Here is a 24,610-nt window from a genome sequence, read left to right as displayed (position 1 = left end):
CGGGCCGAGGCTACTGCTGGTCAGCATCGGGGCGTTCTTGCTTCGGTGGGCGCAACTGCCATAGGCCCAGCGCAGTGACGAAGGCCCCGATCACCAGCTGCACGATTGAGCCCGTTATCGAGGTCGATGGGGAGCCGGTAGCGTCGGCCAGCCGCAGTGCCGACAGCACGAGCACGACCAGGCCCGATCCAACGACGAGCAGCCAGGAGAGCCGGTTGTTCCTTGGGGTGACCTTCATGGGCGGAACTCCTTTCAGGTCGGTGAGTATGCGTTCACCCACGAGTCTATGAACTGGCCTGTGCCGATGTCGCGCAGTAGCGGCCGCTGGAAGCACCGCACCCTGCTAGTACACAGGTTCGCGGTGCAGGTTCCGCGGTTAATCTACGCTGGCTGTATGAACTCCAGCCGCAGCCATGATCAGCCCCAGGGCTACCAGCTAGTGCTCTTCCGCGATGACTTGCGCACCGCAGACCATCCGGCGCTGTTGGCGGCCCGCGACGCGGGCCCGGTGGTGGGCCTGTACATCTTGGACGAGGATTCTGCCGGGATCAGGCCGCTGGGCGGTGCGGCGCGCTGGTGGTTGCACCACGCACTGGTGAGCCTGCGCGCCTCGCTCGAGGAACTCGGCATTCCGCTGGTGCTGCGGCGCGGAGCCACGGTGGAGATCCTCCAGGAGGTGGTCGCCGAGGGCGCCGTGGCTACGGTGCACTGGAACCGGCGCTATGGCCAGGCCGAGCGCGCCGTCGACACCGAACTCAAGAGCACCTTGGGCGAAGCCGGGATACCTGCGCACAGCTATGCCGGGACCCTGCTGCACGAACCGTGGGAGCTGCTGACCCAATCAGGCACCGGCTACAAGGTGTTCACCCCGTTCCATAAGGCCTTGTGCGCCGCCGACATCCGCCCACCCCAACCGGCGCCGCAACGGCAGGCCGCGCCGCAGGGAAAGACGCCGCCCGGCGAAGATCTGGAGAGCTGGGACTTGCTGCCCACCTCGCCGGATTGGTCCACCGGCCTGGCCGAAGCATGGACGCCAGGGGAACCGGCGGCCCATGAGCGCCTGGAAACTGTGCTCGACGAGATCGCCCGGGATTACCAGGACCTGCATGATCGCCCGGACCGCGATGGGACCTCCGCGCTGTCTCCGGCGCTGCGTTGGGGGCACCTCAGCGCGCACCAGCTGTGGCACGAGCTCAGTACGTTGGCCCAACGCACCCCGGGGGCCGCCGAGGGTGCGTTGGGATTGCGCCGCCAGGTGGCCTGGCGGGATTTCTGCTGGCACCTCTACTACCATCACCCGGAACTGCCCACCGAGAACCTGCGGGCGGAGTTTGATGATTTTGATTGGGCCTGGCCCGAGGATTCGGCCCGGGCGGCGCACCTGGCCACGGCCTGGCGGCGGGGCCGCACCGGATTCGCGTTGGTGGATGCCGGGATGGCCCAGTTGTGGCAGACCGGCTGGATGCATAATCGCGTGCGCATGGTGACGGCAAGCTTGCTGGTCAAGAATCTGGGGCTGCATTGGAGAGTCGGCGAGCAATGGTTCTGGGACACCTTGGTGGACGCGGACCTGGCGAGCAATACCGCCAACTGGCAGTGGGTGGCCGGCAGCGGCGCCGACGCCGCGCCCTATTTCAGGGTGTTCAATCCAGAACTGCAAGCCAAGAAATTCGACCCCTCGGGCAGCTATGTGACCCGCTACGCTCCGTTGGCCGTTGAACCGCTGGTGGATCTGAAGGAATCACGGCAGGCGGCGCTCGATGCCTACCAGCACATGAAATCTGTTCAAGACCAGTAATTCGGGGGCGAGCGCCCGGGGCCGGGAGTGCCTCGCACGGCGGCTGCGCTGCGCAGGACGGGGCGCGGTCGCCAGTTTTCTGCACAAGACTTTTCTGCACAAGACAACGGTGGACAGCTCCCGCCGCTTAATGGCTGGGAGCTGTCCACGCGATGGTGCCGGGGAAGCGCAATGCTGGCTACTGCACGCCGGCGGTTGCCAAGGCTGGCCGCGATGGCAGCTGGTATCTATTGCTGGCGGCGCCGGAACTGTGCATGGCGGGACAGGAAGGAATCACGTGGGCCACGGCGGTGTGCTGCCAGAATTTCACGCGGAATTCGGCAATGGTCGCCGATGCGACCCGGTCGAAGAACGCGCCGATGGTGGTGGAGTCGGCGGAAGGTGCAACAACACGCAGCGCCGATTGCGGGGTGGTGATGTGCAGCATGCGCAGTTCTTCGCTGCGCGGGTCGAGCATGGCGACCAGCGCCGCCCGGCCGTGGACGGAGACCATCGCCATCACGTCATGCAGTGGTTCGTTGGGACGGGTCATCACGATGGGCATGCCCGGGGCCCAGCCAAAAGAAGCTAGGTGGGACTTGCCCTCACGGGTGGCGAGAAAATCGGCGACCCTGACAGCGGTCTGGGTTCTGGCAATACGACCTGGCATTGTAGATACTTCCCTTTCTTGCATTCCTCAGTGAATATGGTGCTGCGCGGGGTGCGGTTTCGACGGGCCGGAGCCTCGTCGATCACCCTGTGTGCGTGCAGAGCCGAACGCTCCGCACTGGCCCTGGCGGGCCTAGGCCATGCTCAAATCCGCGGATTTTCCTCCTGTCTCCGGCCGCCAGCCTTGGGTGGGGTTCAGGGTCGGGGTGGCGAAGGGGTCATCCAGCCAATCTGTGGAGGCATCGGCCTTGTCCAGGTCTTCGGGTTGTGTCAGGAGATTTTCCCGGCCGGCCACCGCGAACTGCAGGTTCCGCACCTCGAACTGGATGCCCAGCAGCCGCTCCATCTGCGGCAACAAGGTGTCATTGACGTACTGCATGAGCTCGGTGACATCTTCTTCGCCCGTCGCGGTGCAGGCTAAATTGACAATCAGCTTGTCAGGTGTGCCCTGGATGGTGCAGATCGCCGAATGCACCGTGCTTCTGCTTCTGCACTCCTGGGTGCCGAAGGATGCGATGTTCTGCATCCTTGTGATCCATGCTTCGTGGCCCGTAGTACTCGTATCTGCGGGAACTGCTAAATGCTCTTTCATCCTGCGCTCCGGCACTCTTCGCTGTTTCGTAGTAGAATATATGTAGACTGTCTAACTATTAGGCAGACTACATTATTTTTTTCAGGAGACGCAAGCTGGAATTTCACAAGAATCAGTGGAAGGCCGGCAAGACTCTTGGGTATTGTGCTCGTATCCGAGGAAGGGAGTTCTCATGAGTCGCTATGAGGCCAGTGGATATTGGTATGGTGAGGGCCAATCGGCTCCGGAAGCCGTTGACCTGTTGAACCTCATGCGCCGCTACCGTGACGCAGAGCGGAAAATGCGTGCCCAGACTCGCGGATCCATGGGCATGAATGAGACCGACATGACCGCCCTGCGCTTCCTCTTGAGGGAGCACCGCAAGGGCGAGGTGCCTCGCCAGCGCGATTTCGCCGAGGAGCTGGGCATCTCCAATGCCTCGGTATCAGCGCTGATTGATCGGCTCTGCCGCGATGGATACGCCGAACGGATCATGCATCCGGCCGACCGCAGATCGGTGGGCATTGTTCCGACCCGGTACAGCGACACCGAGGTGCGTGAGACCCTGCAGCAGATGCATGAGCGGATGATGTCCGCCGTCGATGGGCTCAGCGCAGATGAGCGGAGGGCCGCAGCGAAGTTCCTGCATGCCCTCATTGCCAGTGTGGAATGGAATGAGCATGACCTCGGCCAGTCGGCGCAACGCGATCATGAGCTGCGCGATGTCCCAGGGAGCAAGCTGGCGTCCTCATGACCTGCCCGCTGGAACCCCGCGCCACCTGAGCGCGACGGGCAAGGCAGCGAGTTGCTGGAAAAAACCTCAAGGCAGATGCCGCAGTGCCGCTGCGCGCGTAGGTTGAAGCCAAACGGAAACAGGTGACCTCACACAAGTTAGGGTGATTTGAATGCCGCGCAGGCGCATCGATGTCAGTGTCAGCCACGACGAGTTCGAAGATCTCAATAACGCGCTCGAAGACCACCGTGATGGTTTCACGGATCTGGCGAAGGAAGCAGCCAATGGCTTTGGCCTGGAACCCGAGTACTGGTCGGGCCGGGCCAGCGAGGTGCAGAACCTGCTCGAAAAGGTCCAGGAGCATAGCCGCGAAGAAGCCGACACCGCCGGCGAGTCGGCGCAGTCCGCGGAGCCCTCGCAGGGGCTGGAACGCGGTGGGCAACCGGATCCGCGCGACTAGCCATTGCTCGCCTCCGGATGGTGCGCGCCGCTGCTGAACGTTGCCCTGCGGACCTGCTGCGATGCCACTCGGGAACATGGCAGTGGATGGCGCCGACGATGCGTTGGCGCCATCCACTACCATGGCTCTTGGTGGGCCGTCCGCTAGGCCCGCTTGCGGGTCAGTAGCCCCCAGAGGACCAGGACCACGAGCGAACCGCCGATGGCCAGCAGCCAGGTCGAGAGCGACCAGAACTGGTTGATTCCCACATCGAAGACCGCGGAGCCGATCCAGCCGCCCACCAGGGCGCCGACGATGCCCAGCAGCAGCGTGGCAAGCCATCCGCCTCCCTGCTCTCCCGGTTTGATGGCCTTGGCGATAGCCCCGGCGATCAGTCCCAAAACGATCCATCCGATAATGCCCATGGTTTCCCCTTTGCTCGGTTTCATGGTGCCTCGGTAACGGGTACCGGCACCGTCTTCCAAATCAGAAAGGTACTAGATGCGCCCAGGCCGTCGCCGGAAAACTGGGTGCCTCCTGGGAGCCTGGTCGTGGCGATGGCCGGAAAATAGCCCTGCCACTTAGCACAGCCCGGGCCGGGCGTGCAACGGGCCCCGGCGGGAACCGCGCTCTGCGGCGTGCCGGGCTAGGCCGTGCGAAACCCCAGGCCCTTCTGCTCCAAGGCGGAGCCCAGGATCCTGATCGCCTTGGGGCCGACGCAGTGAATGGCGAGCAGCTCCTTTTCGGTGCACCGGCAAATCTTTTCCAAGCTGTCCAGTCCGGCGAGCTGCAATTCCCGCGGGGCGGTTTTCCCCAGCTCATGGGGGAGGTCTCCGACGGGACGCACATCCGGTGTGGCCATGGTGTCTCCTAGGGTAGCGAAGAATCCGGGTCTGGCCACAGGATACCGAAGCTGAACCGGCTAGGCCAGAGGCACCTGCCGATCAGCTCGCCGGCAGCGAAGGCGTCGCGGCCAGTTCTGGCCCGGCGGCCGGAGCCTGCAGCGCCGTGGACACGGCGCGCGCGGCGTCGAGTCCGCTTTCGATGGCCCCGTCGATGAACCCGCCCCAGCCATTGGCGAAGTCCGAACCTGCCAGGTGAAGCAGGCCCTCCGGGCGCTGCAACTCGGCCAGCGACTCGGTCAGGTAGCCCGTGTAGTGCATGGGCCAGGTGGACTGCGATTACGGGTCGTCCACCCAGTTGTACCCGGCGGCCTCCAGTACCTCCAATCCGGGAACCAAGCGATCCAGGTAGCGTTGGGCGGCGGCGAGATCCTCGACATCCACCGCGGCCGCATCGGGGCCGAAGCACACCAGGGTTGTGGTGTCTTCCTCGATGTATTCGACCTGGACGAAGTTCAGCGGGGCATCTTCCGGGCCCAGGGCGACAAATCGCTGTTGCCGCCCCTTGACCTTGATCCACAGCTTGGCTCCGCGGCCAGCCTGTCCGCGCTCGGCCGCCTAGCGCTTGATCGGGGAGAGCGCCGGTAACCACGCTGATTTCCTCGGCCAGGCGCCGGGTGCCTCCTTCGATCTTGTAGCTGGCGCAGGCCTCGAACATGGTCTACCAGGATCCGCTGGCGACGACGCACCAGCGAAGCGCCTGGCTGTAGGCGGCGCGGTCCATTCAGCCGTTGAAATACAGCGCCCAGAAGGAACGCAGCAGCTGGCGCTGGTGCTCGGGAAGATCCAGCCGGTCGATGGCCTCGGAGGCCGTAAGGCCGTCGATCCGTGCCACCTCCTTGCTGGACAGCGGGGACCAGGGCAGCGGGAAGTGGTCGGTGATTCGCTGCATCATCGATGTGGAGATCGATGATGCAGCGCCCGTGCGTTTGGAGTACTAACCAGCTAGCGAAGTTCGGATTCCGTCGATGGCTGCAATTCAAGGTGAACCAACGCGCCGTTGTCATTGGATAATTTCATCGTGGCGCCCAAGGCCTGCGCCTGACCGCTAGCGATGGTCAATCCCAGTCCGATCCCACCACCCTTGGACACAAAACGTTCCGGACCATTGTCCAAGACACCGCGCGGGAATCCCGGGCCCCGATCATGGATGCTGATGCTCCGGCCCCGAGTGCTGATCGTGATCGGCCCTTCACCGTGGGCCCACGCATTGCTGATCAGATTCTCTAGGATGCGCTCTAACCTTCGCGGTTCAACAAGCACTTCGCTACCTTCGGCGTTCAAGTGAAGTTGTAGTTCGGCGCACTGTTCCGGGCGTCGTCCACGGATATGCCCAATGATCTCGGCAACACAAGGATCCAACTGCACGGTGGCCAAATCGGCCGACTCGATGCGCGACTCCAACCGGGAGACTTCCAACAGATCTTCGACGAGGTTCCGCAACTTGGCCACCCGATCCTGGACTAATTGGGTGGGGCGGGAGTCGGGAAGCAAACTTGCCGCCGTCACTAAACCGGTCAATGGGGTGCGTAGCTCATGGGCTAGATCTGCAGAGAATCGTTGCTCGGCAGCGATTTTGGCATTGAGTTCACGGGCCATCGCGTCAACGGCCCCGGCGAACTGATCGACTTCATCCCGCCCTCCGAAGGGCTTACCAATCGAGTCTTCCACCAGCACCCGGCGCTCGCCGGAAGCGATGGCCCGGGCCGCGTGGGATCCCTTGGTCAGTCGCTTGACCAGTCGTGAAACAATCACAATGCCAATGGATGACACCAAAACAAGGGTGGTGATCCCGGCCCACAACAGGGCAGTGTCAACACTTTGGCGCATCTGCTGGCTACTGGCCCAGGACACCGAGAGCGACAAGACCGCCGGCTGGGTTCCCAAACTGACCGGGGCCGCCGCATAAATAACTTCCTGCCCATCAAGGAGGGCGCGATAGGTAATGTACTGGCCCGCCTTGGCAGCGTCCCGCGCCTCATCGGGTAACTGCGGATCATTGACCTTGGCACCAAGGATGCTAATTCCAGTCTCATCCAGAATCCGCACCGCTTGCTGCAGCGAAGTGGTGGCTTCCTCACGCAGTCGCTGTTCCTCGCTGAGATTGATCATTTGGCGGACCAACATGGCCGAAACCAGCAGGGTCAGCAGCACCGAAAGAATGGTCATCCCGGTGATTTTCCAGCGCAGGCTCATCTGAGATCATCCTGCAGCCGGTAACCGAATCCGCGCACGGTTTCGATCCGACCGGCACCGATTTTTCTGCGCAATCGTTGTACGTGGACGTCGATGACGCGGTGATCAGCTTCCCAGGTGTATCCCCAGACCTCGGCCAGGATGTCGCTGCGCGACACCACCGCACCGGGGGTTTCACTGAGCATCAACAAGATTTTCATCTCGGTCGGGGTAAGGTGAACTTCCTGCCCATCGAGCAGCACCACTAACCGGTACGGGTCGATATTCAGACGTTGCGTTTTTGATGCGGGACTTGCTGGGACTGGGCTGGTGGCGGCCGGCCGGTCCGCGCGCCGCAAGACCGCACGCAACCGGGCATCAAGGACCTGCAAGTCGAAGGGCTTGGCCAGATAGTCGTCGGCACCGGCATCTAAACCGGTGACCATATCCAGGCCTTCACCGCGTGCCGAGAGCATGATTACCGGAACGGTGCTGAAGCTACGCAATTCTCGGCAGACCTGGGTACCGTTCATGGTCGGCAACATGACATCGAGCAGAACCACATCGACCGAGTCATCTTGTTCCAGCTGGCGGAAGAGTTCGAGTCCTTCCAGGCCGTCTTCGGCGCCGAGAACCTGGTAGCCCAACCGTTCAAGCCCGATGGCGGTAGCTTCGAAAATGACCGCATCATCCTCGATCATCAAAATCCGAATACCGGTGGGCCTCATGGGGTGACCTCCTGATTTTCGGTGGGCTCTACCGAACTTTCGAAGGAATCGGCCTGCATAAACTGTCCATCTTGATAGCGGAACATTCGCACGGACCATCCCGAGGGACAGCACATGGGGTCATCCGGTTGGTAGACAGCTTCTTGGGCCACCAGGCTACCTTCCTTGCCAGCACTCAAATACACGTTGCTTCCACCCACCGCCAACGCGATCGATGGTTTTCCTTGATCGTCTCGGATGGCAAAGGACGCAAAACTGTAGGCATCGCCGGCGGTGCTCACGGAATAGTTTTGGAACTTCTCGCCGGCAATCTCAAAGCTGGGCAGGGCAAGTAGGCACTTATCGCAATCGGTCAGGTATTCGCGAATATCTGCCTCGGAGTTCTGCTCGGTGGCGACAAGACTGAGGTCAGTCTTCAGTAGCACCGATCGAACCTCGGAGGGCGCAAACGGTTCTTCCCAATCTTTCATGTCACCGTCAGATGGGCTACTCGCCGTGGTTAACGGCATCGAGGAAGCTGTGGGCGATTCGACCCTTAAGGCATCGGTAGTGCTGCAGGCGCTCGTTACCAGAATCAGCAACAGAACGTAGAGCATTGAGATAGCCCGCCGTACACCCACAAAGATCCCTTCCCATTTCTTGCTTTCCGACGCACCCCACGGTGCAACACTGCCAATTATGCCCGGGATCGTCGGCGAAATGCGCGAAACTGCCGGAACTGAATCCGTCGATTGTGTAACAAAATTGATGCATGGGCGATAGCTGGCAGAGAGCTGTTCGTCGTGGCGAATGGGAAGTATTAATTATGTGATTCAGCCAGTGACCCTTTCCGCAGCCCCGCCGCACTCAGCGGACGACAAAACTCAACCAACCAGCCGCAATCTTGGCCTTGACGGCCTGCGAGGCATCGCCGTGCTGGCTGTCATGACGTATCACTTCTGGCCGAGTTTCTTACCAGGCGGGTTCCTGGGAGTAGATCTGTTTTTCACCCTCAGTGGTTTCTTGATCACAGGTGGTTTGCTCAAGTCCATGACAGGCAGGCGATTCCCGGACCTGCGCGGTTTCTGGTTACGCCGGGCTCGACGCTTAGTTCCGGCCATGCTTCTGGTACTCGTCATCTGTACCGCGTTGGCCTTGCTGGCCGTAGGGCAACTTCCGGCAGGCCTTCGTTGGCAATGGGCCGGCGCGCTGACCTACACCAGCAACTGGATGCAGATTGCCCACGGTAACAGCTATTTTTCCTCCGTGGAACCACTCTATTTCCAACATTTTTGGTCCTTGGCGGTCGAGGAACAGTTTTATGTGTTGTGGCCGTTGGTGTTGGTCCTCTTAGCCGGAGTCTTGCGCAAGAGGGGCGCACTGATGTGCGGAATCCTTGTGGTGGCGGCTGCCTCGGCGGCGAGTATGGCTTGGGGATTTGATGCTTCGGCAGACTCTAGTGTCTTGTACTTCGGGACGTGGACTCACGGTTTTGGACTGCTTCTGGGCTCGGCCGGCGCGGTGGCGTGTGCGGGAGGACAGGTATCTCGCCGCGGTAGATCACAGCGGGCCCGTATGCTGATTCAATGCTCGCAGATCCTGATCATCTGTTGCCTGTTGCTGGCCTTCTTCGTGCTTCCCGATACCTCAGCTGCCACCTACCAAGGGGGAATGGCACTGTTCTGCGTAGCAGCTACGGTATTGATGATGACCCTGAGAAATTCTGGAACTTGGGGATACATCTTACTCAGCCATAATTACCTGCGGTGGTTAGGTCAGCGCAGCTATGGGTTATATCTTTGGCATTGGCCACTACTGGTCTTGGCTCAGACGATCTTTCCACCCCAAGCGCAGACTGCAGCGGTCTTGTGTGTCATCCCGTTGATTTTTCTGGCGGCCCAACTGTCATGGCGGGTTATTGAACAGCCCATCTTGCAGTATGGTTTCATACTCACCCTGAGCGGGTGGGCCAAGAACATTGCCGGCAGAACCCTGCAGGTATGGAATGGTGCCACGAGAAGCTTTGGCGCGGTGGCCACGCTCTTAGCCCTGGTGCTCGTACCGTTGTGCGCGGCCTCCGTGCTAATGGCTTCGCCTGCTCAGAGCCAGTTGGAGCAGCAACTGACCCTGGCTCAGATTGCCTTGGACGAAGAAGCGAAAGCTCCGGCGGCTGAAGAACAGCAACCGCAGGCAACAGATGATTCGCGGCAGGAAAACTCGACACAGAAGCTGTCGAAAAACGAAACTGCGCGAAAAAAATTTACCGGTCTAGACGTGACAGCATTGGGTGATTCGGTCATGCTTGCTTCATCGCCACAGATGCTCAAAAAGCTGCCAGGTATTTCGATTCATGCCTCGGTCGGGGCGCAGATTTGGGATGCTCCGGCACGGTTACGTGAGCTGAAAAGCGCGGGTGAACTGCGCAAGGTGGTAGTGGTGGGTCTAGGTACCAATGGCGATGTATCAGCTGGAACACTAGAGCAGATCCGGTCGGTGATCGGAGCCAAGCGTGAGCTGTTGCTGATTACCGCCTCGGCACCACGGCAGTGGATCGGTCATGTTAATGACAGCTTGCGCGCTACGGCCGAGTCAGATTCCAAGACCCATATTGTTGATTGGGCGCGGACCGCACCCACCGTTGATGACATGGCCCGCGACGATATTCATCCCGGGCCACATGGTGGCGCAGCCTACGGACAACTGCTGGCGGATGCCGTGCAGAAGCTCTAACGGAGGGTGATGAAGCGACCGAAGGCTCCCAAACTCGGAATTTTTATACCTATATAAAGGAGAAGGTCGGGTACCGCCCAAAGGCGGTACCCGACCTTTAATATGCGTCGCTAATATTTGTCGCTAAAACCTATCGCTCATCATTAGCTGGCCACGGTGGCCAAGCTCAGACCGCGCAGGCGCTCCATCTGTGGATCGTATAGTGGATCATTCACCACGGTGGCGGCGATTGGCTTGCCGAAGTACTCGATCTCTACCGAGTCGCCCGTTTCTACAGAAATTGGCAGCCAAGCGTAGGCTATTGGCTTGCGCACGGTGTAGCCGTAGGCGGCGCTGGTGACGTAGCCGGAAACCTTACCGTTCACATATACCGGTTCCTTGCCCATGACTACCGACGTGCCACCATCAACGGTCAGGCAGCGCAGGCGCTTGGTGGCCGCGGCGGCGCGCTCGGCCAGGGCCGACTTGCCGACGAAGTCCACTGTCTTGGCGGCCTTGACCGCGAAGCCCAGCCCGGCCTGTTCCGGTTCGTGCTCGCTGGTCATGTCGGTGCCGAAGGAGCGGAAGCCCTTCTCCAAGCGCATGGAGTTGAAGGCCTCGCGGCCGCCGGCAATGATGCCCTGCTCCTGGCCGGCCTCGAAGAGCACGTCCCAGAGCTTGGCGCTGACATCCGCCGAGGCGTACAGCTCCCAGCCGAACTCGCCCACGTAGGACAGGCGCATCGCGGTGACCGGAATGCCGCCGATGGTGATCTGCTTGGTCCGGAAGTACTTCAGCCCGTCGTTGCTCATGTCATCATTAGATACCTTGGCCATGACCTCGGGAGCCAGTGGACCCCAGAGGCCGATGCAGGAGGTGCCGGCGGTGATATCGCGGATAGCAGCCCACTTGCCTGGGTTGGCGGCGTTGAACTTCTTGGCCTCGCGGTTCAGGTAGGTAACATCCACGTTGGAGTTGATACCGGCCTGGTACACCTCGTCGGAGATGCGAGCCACGGTGATATCACTGGTGATACCGCCTGCTTCGTTCAGCAGCAGGGTGTAGCTGACCATGCCCGGTGCACGCAGCATATTGGCAGTGGTCAACCCCTGCAGTAGCTCTCCGGCGCCCGGGCCGGTGACCTCAACACGCTTCAGTGGAGTCATGTCGAACATGGCCACCGCGGTACGAGTCTTCCAGGCTTCCACCGAGGCGATCGGGGAGTGGAACTTGTTGGACCAGCTATCACGTTCTGGGGCAGCCCATTCGGCAGGCAGTTCATCAAGGAGCGCGGCGTTGGCCTCGTACCAGTGTGGACGCTCCCAGCCGGTGCCCTCGAGGAAGAAGGCGCCGAGCTGCTGCTGGCGGGAGTAGAACGGGGAGGTGCGCACGGCGCGAGGCTTGGTGCGTGGTTCCAGTGGGTGGCGGACGTCGTAGATTTCCACGAAGTTCTGCTGCGAGGTTTCGCTGACGTACTCCTTGGTGGTCTGTACGTCTTCGAAACGGTTCAGATCGCAGTCGCTCAGATCCGTCTTGGAGGTGCCGGTGAGGATCAGTTCGGCCACGGCCTTGGCGATGCCCGGTGCGTGGGTGACCCACACGGCCTCGGCGGCGTAGAAGCCGTCAACTTCCTTGGACTGACCGACCAGCGAGCCGCCGTCCGGGGTGAAGGAGAAGATGCCGTTAAAGCCGCGCTGGATTTGGGTGTTGCGCAGATCTGGAAGCAGTTCCTGGGTGGCTTCCCATTCGGCGACGAAGTCCTCGGGGGTGAATTCCAGCGAGGACGGCATGCGCTCGTGGGTGATCTCTTCGGGGCGGTAGGTCTGCAGGGTATCCAGGTCCACCGGCATGGGGCGGTGCGCGTAGGAGCCGATGCCGATGCGGTCTCCCCATTCGCGGTAGTACAGGTCGCGGTCCTGGTAGCGCAGGATTGGGCGGCTGGCGCCGTTAGGCAGTTCGTTGATTCCGGCCAATGAAGGGGCCGGGGTGGTCCAGACGAACTGGTGACCCAGTGGCAGCAGTGGGATGGAGGTGCCGACCATTGCCCCAATCTTTGGACCCCAGAAGCCGGCGCAGGAGACCACGATGTCGGCCTCGAAGCGCTCTTCCCCGCAGATCACTGCGGTGACCTTGCCGCCGGACTGTTCGATGTCAGTGACGATGGTGCGGTCGCGGAATTCTACGCCTGCAGCTTTGGCGCGTTCCATGACTAGTTGGGTGCCCTTGGCGGCGAGCGCTAGGCCATCGCCTGGGGTGTATAGGCCGCCGAGGACCTTGCCTTCGGCGAGCATCGGGAACTTCTTCAGGCACTCGGCCGCGTCGATGACTTCGGCTTCAACCCCGTAGGAGCGGTTCCAGCCGGCGCGGCGGTGTAGGTCGGCCAGGCGGTCCTCGGTGGTGGCGATTTCTAGGCCGCCCACTGGTAGGAAGGAGCTGGTGCCGTCCGGGCCGATCAGGCTGGAGAGCTTCTTGATGGTGTACTGCGCGAACTGAGTCATCGACTTGGATGAGTTGGAGGAGTACACCAGACCCGGAGCGTGGGAAGTAGAGCCGCCGGGAATATTTAGTGGTCCCTGCTCGATGACCAGGGTATTGGTGTGGCCCAGCAGGGCCAGCTCGTCGGCTAGGTTGGCGCCGACGATGCCGGCGCCGATGATGATGACCCGAGGGGAAGCGGGGGACATGGTGACTCCTTATATACGGGGAACTACGTTTGGGTGGCTGGGTGGGAGCGGTGGCTAGGCGTCGATGACCAGATCGGAGGTGGCGGTGGAGCAGCAGGGCAAGAATTTGCCGGCGGTGATTTCGCGGGCGCGGATCCCACCTTGGTGATTCATGCTGACCTCACCGGAAAGTTTGACGACCTTGCACGAGCCGCACATTCCTTCTTGGCAGTTGGCTCCGATGCGCACCCCAGCGTTTTGGGCCACGCCCAAGATCTTCTGATCCGGGTTGATCATCACGTTCACCCCGGTGCGCATAAAGCTCATGGTTAGTGTGCCTTCGCCGACGGTTTTGAAGCTGGAGGTATCGGGCGGGAGTTGCTCATCGATCGGTTCTGCCGGTGGTACCGGTGCGTCGGCAGGCACTGCGATCAGTTCCTGGCCGGTCGCTTCGATGGTTCCGGTTTGATCGTATTCCGGCTCGTACATGCCCAATTCTGGTGGCTGGCTCTCGTAGAACTCTTCCACGGATTCGGCCACTTCCTCCGCGATGGATTCGGCGAGGACAATTTCCTTCTGGTATTCCAGCAGGGTTTTGCGGTCCCCGGAGAAGAACTCCATAAACACCGAGGTGTCATCCACGCCGACCTGACGCAAAAATTCGGCGGCCGAATTCAGGTAGCCTTCCGGGCCACAGGCAAAAACCTTGCGTCCGTTGGCATCAGGGGCGACGTCGTCGATCATCTTCGCGGAGAGGCGGCCCGCGTAGCCCTTCCAGCTCTTGGGCTTATCGCGATCTCCCAGCGAGTAGTAGACCTTGATGCGGGTATCGACCTTGGAGATATATTCCAGCTCCTGCCAGAAGGCGAAGTCTCCGGGTACGGTGCCGTGGCAGAGTACGATCACATCGGCCTGACCGGGCAGGGTGTGAATGGTGCGCATCATGGACATGATCGGGGTGATACCGGCGCCAGCGGCCAAGAACAGGTAGCGGGCTCGGCGATCCGAGTCCCCGAGGTGGAAGGCACCGACCGGGCCGAGCATATCTAACACCATGCCTGGGCGCAGGTTTTCGTGCGCCCAGTTGGAGACCAATCCCTTAGGGTCACGCTTGATGCTGATATTAAAGGTCCACGGTACGGTCGGGGCTGAGGAGATGGAGTAGCTGCGGTCTACCGTCTCTTCATCTTCGCCGTAGACCGGGAAGGCGATGTTCAGGTACTGTCCGGCGCGGAAGGCCAATGGTGCACCATCGAGTCGGCGGAAGACAAAGGTCATCAGCCCGCCGGCTTCCTCGATGTTTTGCACACATTCGGCCAAGAACTCCTGCGGGTGCCATGGACCTAGGGCCTTGGCAGCGCTGGTTGCCTGATCTTGGGTGGAGAGCACGCGGTTCCACGGCATTTCCAGTCCGCGAATGCGCTGCGCGGTGGACGTCGGCGCAGACGTCGCGGCGGTTCGTGCAACGGTAGTGTCACCGCTCATGCCAGGTGCTCCAGTACGCGCTGGGTGTACCAGTTGATGAAGGCCTCAACCTGGTATTCGCTCTTCATGTAGGGGCCCTGCTGGTAGGCAGGGCTGCCGGCGCCCTGTTGGCAAAGCTCCACAAAGGCCTTGTCCTGGATGTTGGTCTGCTTCCAGGTGTGGGTGAGCTTCTCCAGGTCGTAGTCCACGCCTTCTACCGCGTCGTCGGCCACCAACCAGGTGGTGCGAACCAGGGTCTGGTGTTCGTTGATGGGGTAAGCGCCGAAGGTGATCACGTGATCGGACTGGAAGTGGAACCACGAGTTGGGCTGTAGGTGCATGGAGCAGCGGCCCAGGCGGAAGTCACGCAGATCGCCGAGCAGTTTCTTGGACAGGCGGCGGCCGTCGGGGGAGAAGGACTCGCCTTCGCCGTCCAGGGATTCACGGGAGATGCGGATGCCGGCGATGCGGGTATCCAGTTCCTCGATGACTTCAAAGGGTAGACCGTAGCGGGCGCAGCGTTCTTCCAATGCAGCCTTGGCTGCCGTGTTGCGCTCCCAGACCTCTTCAAGATGTGGTGGAACCAGTTCATCGGTCAGGCCCCAGGTGGGGAAGAGGGAGCAGGCTAGTTCTGGGTGACCGTCGCAGTGGTAGCACTCGCGGTTGTTTTCCATCACCAGCTTCCAGTTGCCTTCTTCGATGATGTCCTGCTGGTAGGCGACCTTGGTGCGTGCTAGATCATGTGGGGCGATGTAGGGTCCGAAGATCGCGGAGACTTCGTCAAAGTCGGTCGGTGGTTCTTCGGCGATGGAGACGAAGATCAGTCCGCCAACAACGCGGCCGTGCGCACGCTTGAGGGCAAAGCAGCTCTTGTCGAAGTCGATCTCGCCCGGTGAGGAAGCGTGGATCAGGTTGCCTTCGGAGTCGTAGGTCCAGGAGTGGTAGCCGCAGACCACGTTGCCGGTGCTGCCGGAGGCTGCGGTCAGTACGCGGGCTCCGCGGTGGCGGCAGACGTTGTGCAGGACGTTGACCCCGCCGTCGTCGGTGCGCAGTACGATCAGCGAGTGTGGCCCGTAGTCCAAGGTGACGTAGTCCCCGGGCTCGGGAACTTCGGCGATGCTGGCCGCGAAGAGCCAGTGGGTGCCAAAGATGGCTTCCATCTCGACCTTGAAGATTGCTGGGTCGGTGTAGAAAGGTGCTTCGAGCGAAAAACCCTTACGTCGCTGAGCAAAGAGTTCGGTAATCTCAGCGAGCTGACTTTCATCAAGTGTTGATGCGAGCTTGCCGCGCGAGGTGCGCGTGGTACTTACCGAAGCGGTCATCTTTTACTCCTAGAGGCACAGCGCTCTTCGCGCTCTTGAGGATGTGGTGTAGCGGAAGATGAACCTCGATGTGATCCACCGCATGAATCGAGATTAGGAAGAATTAGCGTCCATGAAAAGCGCAAGATTTCGAATGTAATCATGCAGAATATATGCATGATTGATCCACGCATCTCGACCCTCCGCGTCTTCTCTTCCACCGAGAATGTGGCAAAAACCGCTGAATTGACCGGTTATTCACCCTCGGCGGTCTCTGCGCAGCTACGCGAACTGCAGCGCACTTTGGGTATTGACCTGCTGGTTAAGGAAGGGCGCGGGGTCCGGTTGACTGCCACCGGTAGGCATTTCGTTGCGGGTCTGGATGCCATTGTGACGCAGTGGGAGATGCTCATGGCCTCTTCGCGCACTGCCTCGGGGCAGTTGCAGGCAAGCTTTGGTCTGGGCGGCTTCTCCACTGCGGCCGCTGAATTGCTGGCCCCGCTGGCCGCCAGGCTGCGCACCACGCGCCCAGAGATGGAGGTGCGACTGGTGGAAGCTCAGCCGCAGCGCTGTTTGGATCTCTTACTTTCCGAGCGCATCGACCTGGCGGTGATTGTGGCCAGTCAGTCGCAGACCGGAACTTTGGTGCAGGCAAGATTTGAGCAGACGGTATTGCTTGACGATCCGCTAGATGTGGTGCTGCCCGCCAATCACCGGCTAGCAGGCAGCAAGTCAGTGTCCCTGGAGCAATTGGCCGATGATCCGTGGATCACCGAAGCCGAACACTCGGTGTACCGGGCGCTGTTTGTCGCCGCCTTTACCTCGCTGGGTGTCACCCCGCATATCGCCCACGAAGCGGTGGAGTGGGAAACCATGATCGCGTTCATTGGGGCCGGGTTGGGCGTGGGGTTGTTGCCGCGACTGGCCACCTTGGGCAGCGTGGACAACGTGGTGCGCCGCCGCGTTTCCGGGGTGGCTAAACCCTCGCGTCGCATCGTTGCCGTGGTACGTAAGGGCTCGATGGGTTCGCCGATGATTGAAGAATCTTTGAAAATTTTGCAGCAGACGGCCAAGGGAATTATTTCCCAGCGCTCCGCCGAAGAACTAGAGTAGGCGCGCTTCCTGCCTCGATTCTTACTTCACCCAGCCTATTGACATGGGTCACACTCATGGGGAGACTTTCCTACATCCGATTAGTATCCAACTGATATTTCATGTGAAAGGTCTGGCATGGGAAACTTAGCAGTCAGCTACGCAGGAGCGGGCAAAGTCGAACTGATCGACACCCCGTACCCGGAATTTGAACTCAAAGACGGCCCCGGTGTGCACCCGGATAACATCGGCCGCAAGGTCCATCACGGCGTCATCCTCAAGACCATCGCCACCAACATTTGTGGCTCTGACCAGCACATGGTCCGTGGCCGCACCACCGCGCCCGAAGGTTTGGTTCTGGGCCACGAGATCACCGGCGAGGTCGTGGAAGTGGGTCGCGACGTTGAATTCCTCAAGGTCGGCGACATCGTTTCGGTCCCCTTCAACATCTCCTGCGGCCGCTGTCGAAACTGCAAGGTCGGACAGACCGGCATCTGCCTGAACGTGAACCCCGACCGCCCGGGTTCCGCCTACGGCTACGTCGACATGGGCGGCTGGGTCGGCGGCCAGGCCGAGTACGTGCTGGTTCCCTACGCAGACTGGAATGCACTGAAGTTCCCAGACCGCGACCAGGCACTGGAAAAGATCTTGGATTTGACCATGCTCTCGGACATCTTCCCGACTGGTTTCCACGGCGCTATCGGCGCCGGGGTGACCGTGGGATCCACCGTGTATGTGGCAGGCGCAGGTCCGGTCGGTCTGGCCGCAGCCACCTCGGCTCAGCTACTGGGCGCAGCCACCGTTATTGTGGGCGATTTGAACGCCGACCGCTTGGCTCAGGCACGTAGCTTCGGTTGTGAAACCGTGGACGTTTCCAAGGGCGACCCGGGAGAGCAGATTGCTCAGATTCTGGGCACCCCAGAGGTTGACTGCGGCATCGACGCGGTAGGCTTCGAAGCCCGCGGACACGGCCATGATGCCGGCAAGGAACAACCCGCCACGGTGCTGAACTCGCTGATGGAAATCACCCGCGCCGGCGGTAGCTTGGGCATTCCCGGCCTGTACGTCACCGGGGACCCAGGAGCTACCGATGAGGCGGCCAAGGTCGGCTCGCTGTCCATGCGCTTTGGTCTTGGTTTTGCCAAGTCCCACACCTTCGTCACCGGCCAGTGCCCAGTGATGAAGTACCACCGCGGACTGATGCAGGCGATCCTCACCGACAAGGTTTCGATTGCCAAGAACGTGAACGCCACCGCCATTGCCCTGAAGGATGCACCGCAGGGATACGCCGCCTTTGATGAAGGGGCAGCCAAGAAGTTCGTGCTTGATCCACACGGAATGATCGGCGCCTAAGCGTCCCCAAGATCTGCAGCAGGTGCGGGATTCAGGCAGTGCAGCTTGGATCCCGCACAACCTGCGGCAAGCCCGCCATCGGAGCCGGTTGCCTGCCACACTAAGCCCGGGAGAAGGCCGAATTATGGCCCTCCCGACTACCTAATCACGTAGCAAACCGTGATTTGGCCACCGGCCAACCGCCAAGGACCACACCCAGTAGGCGGGGCGCTAATTCACTCTCAAAGGACATGCCATGAAGAGCACTGAGCAACCTGAGATAGACCTCGTCAGTGAGTTGCATTCAGCACGAAAACGTAAGCCACGCAGATATCTTTCCAGCGGTACTGACTACTGGGTGTTTGGTATCGCAGGAATCCTGACCCTGGCGTTCATCGCCTGGGGATTCATCTCTCCCGAAGGTCTGGGCGACACCGCGTCCAAGGCCCTGGACTGGGTAATCACCAACACTGGTTGGATCTTTGTCATTGCAGCCACGGTCTTCACCATCTTCGTTTTGGTGGTGGCAGCCAGGAACTTCGGACGCATCCCACTGGGCAAAGACGGCGAAAAGCCACAGTTCAGCACAGTCTCCTGGATCTCCATGATGTTCGCCACCGGCATGGGCATCGGTCTGGTGTTCTACGGGGTGGGCGAACCGTTGTACTTCTACATGGTTCCACCGCCCGAAACCGTCGGCGGTCAAACCTCGGCCGCGGTGGGAACCGCCATGGGCACCACACTGTTCCACTGGACCCTGTTCCCTTGGGCCATGTACGCCATCGTTGGTTTGGGAATGGCCTACGGTAGCTTCCGACTAGGCCGACCACAGCTGTTCTCTTCGATGTTCACCTCGATCTTTGGCGAGCGCTCCGTGCACGGTTGGGGCGGAAAGACCATCAACATCCTGGCCATCTTGGCCACCCTCTTTGGCTCGGCCTGTTCACTGGGCTTGGGTGCACTGCAGATCGGTGGCGGTATTCAGTCTGCTGGCATCATGAACTCGGTAGGCTCTGGCGTTCTGGTGTTGATCATCGCGATTCTTACCGCGATGTTTGTTGCCTCGGCGGTATCGGGCATTGAACGCGGCATTCAGTGGCTGTCGAACATCAACATGGTGTTGGCCGTGGCACTGGCCCTGGTGGTCTTCATCGGTGGACCAACCCTGTTTATCCTCAACGTCATCCCGAATGCTGTGGGATCGTTTATCGCAGACCTGCCACAGATGGCTTCACGCACCGCAGCTTCTGGCGACGGGGATATGGCCAGCTGGCTGTCGTCGTGGACGATCTTCTACTGGGCATGGTGGATTTCTTGGAGCCCATTCGTGGGGCTGTTCATTGCACGAATTTCCCGCGGCCGCACCATCCGCCAGTTTGTGACCGGCGTATTACTAGTTCCATCGTCGGTAACGCTGATTTGGTTCGCGATCTTCGGCGGTGGCGCCATTGGTATCCAAGAGCGCGCCGAACGTGGTGGCGATATGGGGGCAGCACTGACCAGGATGGTCGATGGCGCACCAGATATCGACTTCGACTCGATCCTCTTCACACTGCTAGGCAGCCTGAATCTGCCAGGCTGGATTGCCACCGGACTGATGGTGCTCACCGTCATCCTGATCGCGATCTTCTTTGTCACCGGCGCTGACTCGGCTTCGATTGTTATGGGTGCACTCTCAGAACGAGGTGCTGAGGAACCGACCAAGAAGTCAGTGATCTTCTGGGGCACTGCGGTGGGTGCGGTGGCTGCGGTGATGTTGCTAGCTGGGGGTGATCACCCGGCTGAAGCGCTCAACGGGCTGAAGAACATCACGATTGTCTCGGCCCTGCCATTTGTTCTGGTAATGCTGCTGCTCTGCGTGGCGTTATGGAAGGACCTGAGTCATGACCCACTGGTCCTTCGTGAAAAGGTCGCCCAAGAGGTTCTCGAACAGGCGGTTGATGAAGGAATTGACCGCCATGCCGGCGAGCACTTCAGCCTGATGACCTCGGAGCAACCGATCGTACAGGTGGCTGGAACTACCGGAGCTGGTTCAGCCCCGGTGATCCTGCCGGCTACCGACACGGCAACTGACCAGGATCCGGACCTGGATACAGATCTAGAGCCGGAAGGCGCCAAGTAAGAGAAACTCGCAACAGCGCCCCTTGGATTCAGGCCCAGCCTTGAACTAAGGGGCGCTTCGCAGTGCCTGCTCAAAGTGGGTGACGTGTGCGGTGACCAGTTCTGCAGCCAGGTCCGCATCGCCATCCAGGATGGCACGCAAGAGGGCCGAATGCTCTTTCAAATGCTCTGCAATAGGTGGCATCTGGTCAATGACCAAGCACCAGATGCGGGTCACCAGATTATCCAGGCGCACCAGGGTTTCTTCCAGGTGCTTGTTGCTGGCTGCCTTGTAGATGAGTCGGTGAATCTGCACATCCAACAGCAACAGGGACCGCTGATCCAGTGACGGATCCAATCCGTCAATGCGCTCAAGATAATCGGTGAGTTGTGCGCGGATCTCAGGATCCTTGTTGGCCGCCGCGTTGCGTGCTGCCAATGGTTCAAGGGCCTGGCGCATCTCTGAAATGTAGTTCAGCTCGTGGAAGTCCACCGAGGTGGCAAAGGTTCCACGGCGCGGGTAAGAAACCACCAAGTGGTCGATTTCCAAGCGCTTGAGCGCTTCACGCATCGGGGTGCGTCCTACCCCTAGTTCTTCGGCCAACTGCGGTTCATGAATCGGATGGGACGGGGCGATTTCTAAGAGCATCAGGCGGTCGCGCAGGGCCGCATAGGCGCGATCTGCCATCGAACCTTGTTCTGTGATGGTGCTGGTGAAATCGGTGGCCATCAAAAATTCGCTTTCTTCACTGGGCGGAAACGCACTTGCCAATACACACAGAGTATCGCCTGTGGAGCTCGCAGACGTTTTTTGCCCCGCGCCGACAGCCGCAGAGGTGTGAACAAAGAAGTTAAAAATCGGTTGAGAAATGTTGTTGACGCTGTGCTGGCGCGCACATAGTATTGTGATCAGCTATTGATATATCAGTCTTATGGTCAGCATTTCAGACACTCTCAAAAGTCAGGAATCGACGGGGACCGTCAACGAACTCTGACCACGAAATCTCCCCACCTTTTGATCTCACAATCACCACGAGCCATGGCGAAGCTAGCGCTGACTCGGCGAATGCAAGGAGCGGCACGATGACCGAACCGAACAACAAATACGTCTTGACCTACACCTGTGCTGAGCGCGCGGGTATCGTCCATGCGGTCACCGGCCTACTACTTGATCACCACGGCGATATTCGTGAACTCAAGCAGCATGATGATCTGCGCTCACGCACTTACTTCCTGCGCATCGAATTTGAGGTGGCCGACGGCGAAAACAGCGAAGCTGCTATCGAGGACCTGCGTTCGAACCTGAAGAACCTGGCTGAAGAGCACGACGCCACGTGGGGCTTGCGCCCAGCGGGTCAGAAGAAGCGCGTATTGATTATGGTGTCCAAGTTTGGTCATTGCCTGCACGACCTACTCTTCCGCTCCCGCATGGGTGAGCTGCCGGTAGAAATCGCGGCCGTAGTTTCCAACCACCCAGATCACCGCCAGCAGGTGGAGTGGAACGGCATTCCGTTCTTCCATGTACCAGTAACCCCGGCCACCAAGCCTGAAGCTGAGGACAAGCTGATGGAATTGGTGGATCGCTTCGACGTGGACCTGGTAGTGCTGGCCCGCTACATGCAGATCCTCTCCGACGATCTCACTCGCAAGCTCAGCGGACGAGCCATCAACATCCACCACTCGTTCTTGCCATCCTTCAAAGGTGCCAAGCCTTACCATCAGGCTTTCGAACGTGGCGTCAAGACCGTGGGTGCCACCGCGCACTACGTCAACAGCGAGTTGGATGAGGGGCCAATCATCACCCAGCGTGTACAGGAAGTTGACCACAGCTTCGAGCCAGAACACCTGGTCGCTGCCGGTCGCGACACCGAGTGCAAGGCGCTATCCGACGCAGTGCGTTGGCACTGTGAAGATCGCGTTTTCATGGACGGTTCGCGCACGGTCGTGCTGCGCTAATAGAACTGAATTCCGGAAAAGCCAGTTGCAATACTTGGGTATTGTTGCTGGCTTTTGCGTTTCTTGTTGCGCACTCTGTGACGAGCTTCGGAAAGAACCTTCGAGGGCGGGCAACGCAGCAGACTCCACCCGTGGTTTGAGCACAGAGTGCCAATATCGTCCTTACTTACGAGGCGTCCAGGATTCGTAGCCACTTAGGCTTGGTATCGGATCAACCGATTCCGTTACTGACCGTCTGAAGGAACTCCATGCGCGACTTCTCGTCTTCTGACCTCTCCCGCAACATTGCTAGGTTCTCTGCGAGCACCGCATTCTTGGCATTGAGTGTTGGGCTGGCTGGTTGTGGTGCGGTTCAGTCCTACGACAATGCAACGTCCGATGCTTGGGCAGTTACGTATGAGGTCAGTGTTGACGGTGGATCGGATGACAAACTCAGCGACGTGACCTATCTGGAAGCTGCAAACCGTGGTGAGGATTCGACGGAGGTTACTGACGATTCAATCTCAGCAACCGTTGAATCCAAGAGTTCAAAGGGGAGCGTTTGGTCCGTCGAAAGTATGGTCACCGCGCAAAAGGACGCCGGCGTAGCGGCGACCCCTGCAAAGGATGGGATCGCAACCTGCAAGATTCTTCTTGATGGCGTCAAAGAAATCGCCAGTGAAACCGGTGCGCCAGGGGAGCAGGTGGACTGCAAAGTAAACAGGCTCATCCCAATTGGAGGTGTAGGAGTTGGGGTCTGAAGCCGCCGGTCTCGAGCAGGCTTCGGGCGATGTAGTTGGTCAGATTGCGGAACCCGAGTGCGGAGCCGCGCAGGTGTTCGAGCCGTCCATTGAGTGCCTCGGTCGGCCAGTTACTGGTGCCGGGTCGTTCGAAGTAGGCGAGCACATCGGCGGCTCGCTTCTTCAGGGTCCGGCCCAGGGTGGTGAGCTCGGTGAGCCCCTTGGGTACGCCGGCGCTCAGGTCGGTGATCAGCTTCTCCATGAGCTCGCGGCCACGTTGCCGGTCCTCGTGGCGATAGGCGGCGATCATCCGCTGGTAGACACCCCAGGTCGCCTCGACCTCGACGTGAGCGTCATCAACGAACAGCGCGCGTAGCCTGTCGCTCTGATTGTCGGTGAGCAGGTCCGCAGCGGTGTGCAGCGTGCGCCGCGACTTGTAGAGCGGATCGTCCCTGAACCCACGTGCCCGTGAATCGCGAGTTGGACCCGGCGCCGGCACCTGTCGAGGGCGTCACCGGCCAGGCGCACGACGTGGAAGGGATCCATCACCGTGACCGCGTCCGGGATCTCCTCCGCAGCGGCGGTCTTGAACCCGGTGAAGCCGTCCATCGCGACCACCTCGACCGCGTCACGGAAGGCGTCGTCGCGGTCGGTGAGCCAGGTCTTGAACGCCGCCTTCGACCGGCCCTCGACCATGTCCAGCAGCCTTGCTGGGCCGGCGCCATCCCGGGCCGGGGTGAGGTCGATGATCACGGTGACGTACTTGTCGCCACGCCTGGTGTGGCCCCAGACGTGCTCATCGACGCCAATCACCTTCCCGCCCTCGAACCGCGTCGGGTCGTTGATCGGCAGCCTCTTGCCTTCGGCTAGGACCGCGTTGTTGGCGGTGTCCCACGCGACCCCGAGTCCCTCGGCGACACGGGCGACGGTGAGGTGTGCGACCACGATCCCTTCCAGCGCCCACCGCAGCCCGGTGCGCGAGAGCTTCGCGCGTGGCTCCGCTGCGGCGCTGGTGTCTTGGCGCCACACGTGTCCGCAGTCTGCACAGCGGTAGCGGCGCACTACAACTTCCAGCACGGTCGGTCGCCAGCCCAGCGGCTCGTGGGCCAACCGCCGGATCACGGTGTCACGAGCAGCGCCTTCGCTGCCGCACCGTCGGCACCACTGATCTGGTTCCACCACGCGGCACGCGAGGACCGCACGATCCGGTTCAAGTCGTTGTCCGGTCACGCTCAGACCGAGGCGGTCGAGTCGAGCGAAGGCGGTTAGGTCAGGGCGGCCGAAGCCGGCCGGCGGGGTAG

At 60.6% G+C, this 24,610-nt stretch carries 25 protein-coding genes and 1 pseudogene; 11 read left to right on the top strand and 15 right to left on the bottom strand.

The window, feature by feature from the left end; genetic code table 11:
* Positions 1–10 precede the first annotated feature (10 nt).
* Complete coding sequence (locus FJV47_RS11710; protein WP_159613231.1) at positions 11–238, bottom strand: hypothetical protein; 228 nt, start codon at positions 236–238, stop codon at positions 11–13.
* Between the two features lie 156 nt (positions 239–394).
* Between FJV47_RS11710 and FJV47_RS11705 the strand changes: the two genes are divergently transcribed.
* Positions 395–1,798, top strand: a complete 1,404-nt coding sequence (locus tag FJV47_RS11705) for a deoxyribodipyrimidine photo-lyase (RefSeq protein ID WP_159613229.1) — start codon at positions 395–397, stop codon at positions 1,796–1,798.
* Between the two features lie 178 nt (positions 1,799–1,976).
* Here the strand turns inward: FJV47_RS11705 and FJV47_RS11700 are convergent, their stop codons facing one another.
* A complete protein-coding gene (locus tag FJV47_RS11700) occupies positions 1,977–2,471 on the bottom strand; it encodes a hypothetical protein (RefSeq protein WP_235026438.1) in 495 nt (164 codons plus the stop codon).
* 108 nt (positions 2,472–2,579) lie between these two features.
* On the bottom strand, positions 2,580–2,972 hold the full coding sequence (locus FJV47_RS11695) for a hypothetical protein (RefSeq protein ID WP_159613227.1): 393 nt from the start codon (positions 2,970–2,972) through the stop codon (positions 2,580–2,582).
* Positions 2,973–3,210: 238 nt separating this feature from the next.
* On the opposite strand from FJV47_RS11695, the gene FJV47_RS11690 reads away from it, so the two are divergent.
* Positions 3,211–3,771 carry a MarR family winged helix-turn-helix transcriptional regulator gene (locus FJV47_RS11690; RefSeq protein ID WP_159613225.1) on the top strand — a complete coding sequence of 187 codons (561 nt, stop codon included), beginning with the start codon at positions 3,211–3,213 and terminating at the stop codon, positions 3,769–3,771.
* 151 nt (positions 3,772–3,922) lie between these two features.
* Complete coding sequence (locus FJV47_RS11685) at positions 3,923–4,210, top strand: hypothetical protein (RefSeq protein WP_159613223.1); 288 nt, start codon at positions 3,923–3,925, stop codon at positions 4,208–4,210.
* Between the two features lie 143 nt (positions 4,211–4,353).
* On the opposite strand, the gene FJV47_RS11680 is transcribed toward FJV47_RS11685, so the two are convergent.
* The 3 genes from FJV47_RS11680 to FJV47_RS11670 all read right to left on the bottom strand — a co-directional run bounded on the left by FJV47_RS11680 (position 4,354) and on the right by FJV47_RS11670 (position 5,352).
* On the bottom strand, positions 4,354–4,614 hold the full coding sequence (locus FJV47_RS11680) for a GlsB/YeaQ/YmgE family stress response membrane protein (RefSeq protein ID WP_159613272.1): 261 nt from the start codon (positions 4,612–4,614) through the stop codon (positions 4,354–4,356).
* A 221-nt stretch (positions 4,615–4,835) separates the two neighbouring features.
* A complete protein-coding gene (locus FJV47_RS11675; protein ID WP_159613221.1) occupies positions 4,836–5,051 on the bottom strand; it encodes a hypothetical protein in 216 nt (71 codons plus the stop codon).
* Positions 5,052–5,133: 82 nt separating this feature from the next.
* Positions 5,134–5,352, bottom strand: coding sequence for an FAD-dependent oxidoreductase (locus tag FJV47_RS11670; RefSeq protein ID WP_159613219.1), 219 nt, complete (start codon positions 5,350–5,352; stop codon positions 5,134–5,136).
* Positions 5,353–5,445: 93 nt separating this feature from the next.
* Here FJV47_RS11670 and FJV47_RS11665 point away from each other — a divergent pair, with 93 nt between their 5' ends.
* Positions 5,446–5,679, top strand: coding sequence for a hypothetical protein (locus tag FJV47_RS11665; protein WP_159613217.1), 234 nt, complete (start codon positions 5,446–5,448; stop codon positions 5,677–5,679).
* A gap of 136 nt (positions 5,680–5,815) precedes the next feature.
* On the opposite strand, the gene FJV47_RS11660 is transcribed toward FJV47_RS11665, so the two are convergent.
* From FJV47_RS11660 to FJV47_RS11645, 4 genes are read right to left on the bottom strand one after another with little or no spacing between them, the layout of a single operon-like run.
* Entirely contained in the window at positions 5,816–5,986 is a 171-nt protein-coding gene (locus tag FJV47_RS11660) for a hypothetical protein (protein WP_159613215.1), read from the bottom strand.
* A 50-nt stretch (positions 5,987–6,036) separates the two neighbouring features.
* Positions 6,037–7,287: an ATP-binding protein gene (locus FJV47_RS11655; protein WP_159613213.1), complete on the bottom strand. Its 1,251-nt coding sequence runs from the start codon at positions 7,285–7,287 to the stop codon at positions 6,037–6,039.
* Positions 7,284–7,994, bottom strand: a complete 711-nt coding sequence (locus tag FJV47_RS11650) for a response regulator transcription factor (protein ID WP_159613211.1) — start codon at positions 7,992–7,994, stop codon at positions 7,284–7,286. The genes FJV47_RS11655 and FJV47_RS11650 overlap by 4 nt, the downstream gene beginning before the upstream one ends.
* A complete protein-coding gene (locus tag FJV47_RS11645) occupies positions 7,991–8,464 on the bottom strand; it encodes a hypothetical protein (protein ID WP_159613209.1) in 474 nt (157 codons plus the stop codon). Before FJV47_RS11645 ends, FJV47_RS11650 begins: the two co-directional genes overlap by 4 nt.
* Between FJV47_RS11645 and FJV47_RS16715 the strand changes: the two genes are divergently transcribed.
* Entirely contained in the window at positions 8,463–8,585 is a 123-nt protein-coding gene (locus FJV47_RS16715; RefSeq protein ID WP_255475113.1) for a hypothetical protein, read from the top strand. The genes FJV47_RS11645 and FJV47_RS16715 overlap by 2 nt on opposite strands.
* A gap of 216 nt (positions 8,586–8,801) precedes the next feature.
* Entirely contained in the window at positions 8,802–10,703 is a 1,902-nt protein-coding gene (locus tag FJV47_RS11640; RefSeq protein WP_159613207.1) for an acyltransferase family protein, read from the top strand.
* 143 nt (positions 10,704–10,846) lie between these two features.
* On the opposite strand, the gene FJV47_RS11635 is transcribed toward FJV47_RS11640, so the two are convergent.
* The 3 genes from FJV47_RS11635 to FJV47_RS11625 are packed head-to-tail and all read right to left on the bottom strand — an operon-like array spanning position 10,847 to position 16,131.
* Complete coding sequence (locus FJV47_RS11635) at positions 10,847–13,366, bottom strand: FAD-dependent oxidoreductase (protein WP_159613205.1); 2,520 nt, start codon at positions 13,364–13,366, stop codon at positions 10,847–10,849.
* A gap of 54 nt (positions 13,367–13,420) precedes the next feature.
* Positions 13,421–14,830, bottom strand: a complete 1,410-nt coding sequence (locus FJV47_RS11630) for a flavin reductase family protein (RefSeq protein ID WP_159613203.1) — start codon at positions 14,828–14,830, stop codon at positions 13,421–13,423.
* Complete coding sequence (locus FJV47_RS11625) at positions 14,827–16,131, bottom strand: SRPBCC family protein (RefSeq protein ID WP_159613201.1); 1,305 nt, start codon at positions 16,129–16,131, stop codon at positions 14,827–14,829. The genes FJV47_RS11630 and FJV47_RS11625 overlap by 4 nt, the downstream gene beginning before the upstream one ends.
* Before the next feature lie 156 nt (positions 16,132–16,287).
* Between FJV47_RS11625 and FJV47_RS11620 the strand changes: the two genes are divergently transcribed.
* The 3 genes from FJV47_RS11620 to FJV47_RS11610 all read left to right on the top strand — a co-directional run bounded on the left by FJV47_RS11620 (position 16,288) and on the right by FJV47_RS11610 (position 20,656).
* Positions 16,288–17,223, top strand: coding sequence for a LysR family transcriptional regulator (locus FJV47_RS11620; RefSeq protein ID WP_159613199.1), 936 nt, complete (start codon positions 16,288–16,290; stop codon positions 17,221–17,223).
* Between the two features lie 117 nt (positions 17,224–17,340).
* Positions 17,341–18,555, top strand: coding sequence for a formaldehyde dehydrogenase, glutathione-independent (gene fdhA / locus FJV47_RS11615; RefSeq protein WP_159613197.1), 1,215 nt, complete (start codon positions 17,341–17,343; stop codon positions 18,553–18,555).
* Positions 18,556–18,790: 235 nt separating this feature from the next.
* Positions 18,791–20,656, top strand: coding sequence for a BCCT family transporter (locus tag FJV47_RS11610; protein WP_159613195.1), 1,866 nt, complete (start codon positions 18,791–18,793; stop codon positions 20,654–20,656).
* Positions 20,657–20,701: 45 nt separating this feature from the next.
* On the opposite strand, the gene FJV47_RS11605 is transcribed toward FJV47_RS11610, so the two are convergent.
* Positions 20,702–21,364 carry a GntR family transcriptional regulator gene (locus FJV47_RS11605; protein WP_159613270.1) on the bottom strand — a complete coding sequence of 221 codons (663 nt, stop codon included), beginning with the start codon at positions 21,362–21,364 and terminating at the stop codon, positions 20,702–20,704.
* A 353-nt stretch (positions 21,365–21,717) separates the two neighbouring features.
* Between FJV47_RS11605 and purU the strand changes: the two genes are divergently transcribed.
* Together purU and FJV47_RS11595 are read left to right on the top strand one after the other, a co-directional pair.
* The gene (gene purU / locus FJV47_RS11600) at positions 21,718–22,590 is read left to right on the top strand and encodes a formyltetrahydrofolate deformylase (protein ID WP_159613193.1); all 873 of its coding nucleotides are present in this window, start codon (positions 21,718–21,720) and stop codon (positions 22,588–22,590) included.
* 248 nt (positions 22,591–22,838) lie between these two features.
* Positions 22,839–23,330: a hypothetical protein gene (locus FJV47_RS11595; RefSeq protein ID WP_159613191.1), complete on the top strand. Its 492-nt coding sequence runs from the start codon at positions 22,839–22,841 to the stop codon at positions 23,328–23,330.
* On the opposite strand, the pseudogene FJV47_RS11590 reads toward FJV47_RS11595, so the two are convergent.
* Positions 23,296–24,610: pseudogene (locus FJV47_RS11590) on the bottom strand (ISL3 family transposase); the annotation flags it as partial. The gene FJV47_RS11595 and the pseudogene FJV47_RS11590 overlap by 35 nt on opposite strands.

Origin of the sequence: Glutamicibacter sp. JC586, assembly GCF_009805585.1 — a bacterium.
Classification (GTDB): Bacteria; Actinomycetota; Actinomycetes; order Actinomycetales; family Micrococcaceae; genus Glutamicibacter.
This window is presented reverse-complemented; position numbering and strand designations above follow the sequence as displayed.

Coding starts and splice junctions, on each gene's coding strand:
- fdhA (WP_159613197.1), top strand. CDS start 17,341: ATGGGAAACTTAGCAGTCAGCTACGCAGGAGCGGGCAAAGTCGAACTG.
- FJV47_RS11630 (WP_159613203.1), bottom strand. CDS start 14,830: ATGAGCGGTGACACTACCGTTGCACGAACCGCCGCGACGTCTGCGCCG.
- FJV47_RS11645 (WP_159613209.1), bottom strand. CDS start 8,464: ATGAAAGATTGGGAAGAACCGTTTGCGCCCTCCGAGGTTCGATCGGTG.
- purU (WP_159613193.1), top strand. CDS start 21,718: ATGACCGAACCGAACAACAAATACGTCTTGACCTACACCTGTGCTGAG.
- FJV47_RS11595 (WP_159613191.1), top strand. CDS start 22,839: ATGCGCGACTTCTCGTCTTCTGACCTCTCCCGCAACATTGCTAGGTTC.
- FJV47_RS11710 (WP_159613231.1), bottom strand. CDS start 238: ATGAAGGTCACCCCAAGGAACAACCGGCTCTCCTGGCTGCTCGTCGTT.
- FJV47_RS11700 (WP_235026438.1), bottom strand. CDS start 2,471: ATGCAAGAAAGGGAAGTATCTACAATGCCAGGTCGTATTGCCAGAACC.
- FJV47_RS11675 (WP_159613221.1), bottom strand. CDS start 5,051: ATGGCCACACCGGATGTGCGTCCCGTCGGAGACCTCCCCCATGAGCTG.
- FJV47_RS11690 (WP_159613225.1), top strand. CDS start 3,211: ATGAGTCGCTATGAGGCCAGTGGATATTGGTATGGTGAGGGCCAATCG.
- FJV47_RS11670 (WP_159613219.1), bottom strand. CDS start 5,352: ATGCACTACACGGGCTACCTGACCGAGTCGCTGGCCGAGTTGCAGCGC.
- FJV47_RS16715 (WP_255475113.1), top strand. CDS start 8,463: ATGTCACCGTCAGATGGGCTACTCGCCGTGGTTAACGGCATCGAGGAA.
- FJV47_RS11680 (WP_159613272.1), bottom strand. CDS start 4,614: ATGGGCATTATCGGATGGATCGTTTTGGGACTGATCGCCGGGGCTATC.
- FJV47_RS11605 (WP_159613270.1), bottom strand. CDS start 21,364: ATGGCCACCGATTTCACCAGCACCATCACAGAACAAGGTTCGATGGCA.
- FJV47_RS11685 (WP_159613223.1), top strand. CDS start 3,923: ATGCCGCGCAGGCGCATCGATGTCAGTGTCAGCCACGACGAGTTCGAA.
- FJV47_RS11620 (WP_159613199.1), top strand. CDS start 16,288: ATGATTGATCCACGCATCTCGACCCTCCGCGTCTTCTCTTCCACCGAG.
- FJV47_RS11660 (WP_159613215.1), bottom strand. CDS start 5,986: ATGATGCAGCGAATCACCGACCACTTCCCGCTGCCCTGGTCCCCGCTG.
- FJV47_RS11625 (WP_159613201.1), bottom strand. CDS start 16,131: ATGACCGCTTCGGTAAGTACCACGCGCACCTCGCGCGGCAAGCTCGCA.
- FJV47_RS11650 (WP_159613211.1), bottom strand. CDS start 7,994: ATGAGGCCCACCGGTATTCGGATTTTGATGATCGAGGATGATGCGGTC.
- FJV47_RS11610 (WP_159613195.1), top strand. CDS start 18,791: ATGAAGAGCACTGAGCAACCTGAGATAGACCTCGTCAGTGAGTTGCAT.
- FJV47_RS11695 (WP_159613227.1), bottom strand. CDS start 2,972: ATGCAGAACATCGCATCCTTCGGCACCCAGGAGTGCAGAAGCAGAAGC.
- FJV47_RS11655 (WP_159613213.1), bottom strand. CDS start 7,287: ATGAGCCTGCGCTGGAAAATCACCGGGATGACCATTCTTTCGGTGCTG.
- FJV47_RS11635 (WP_159613205.1), bottom strand. CDS start 13,366: ATGTCCCCCGCTTCCCCTCGGGTCATCATCATCGGCGCCGGCATCGTC.
- FJV47_RS11705 (WP_159613229.1), top strand. CDS start 395: ATGAACTCCAGCCGCAGCCATGATCAGCCCCAGGGCTACCAGCTAGTG.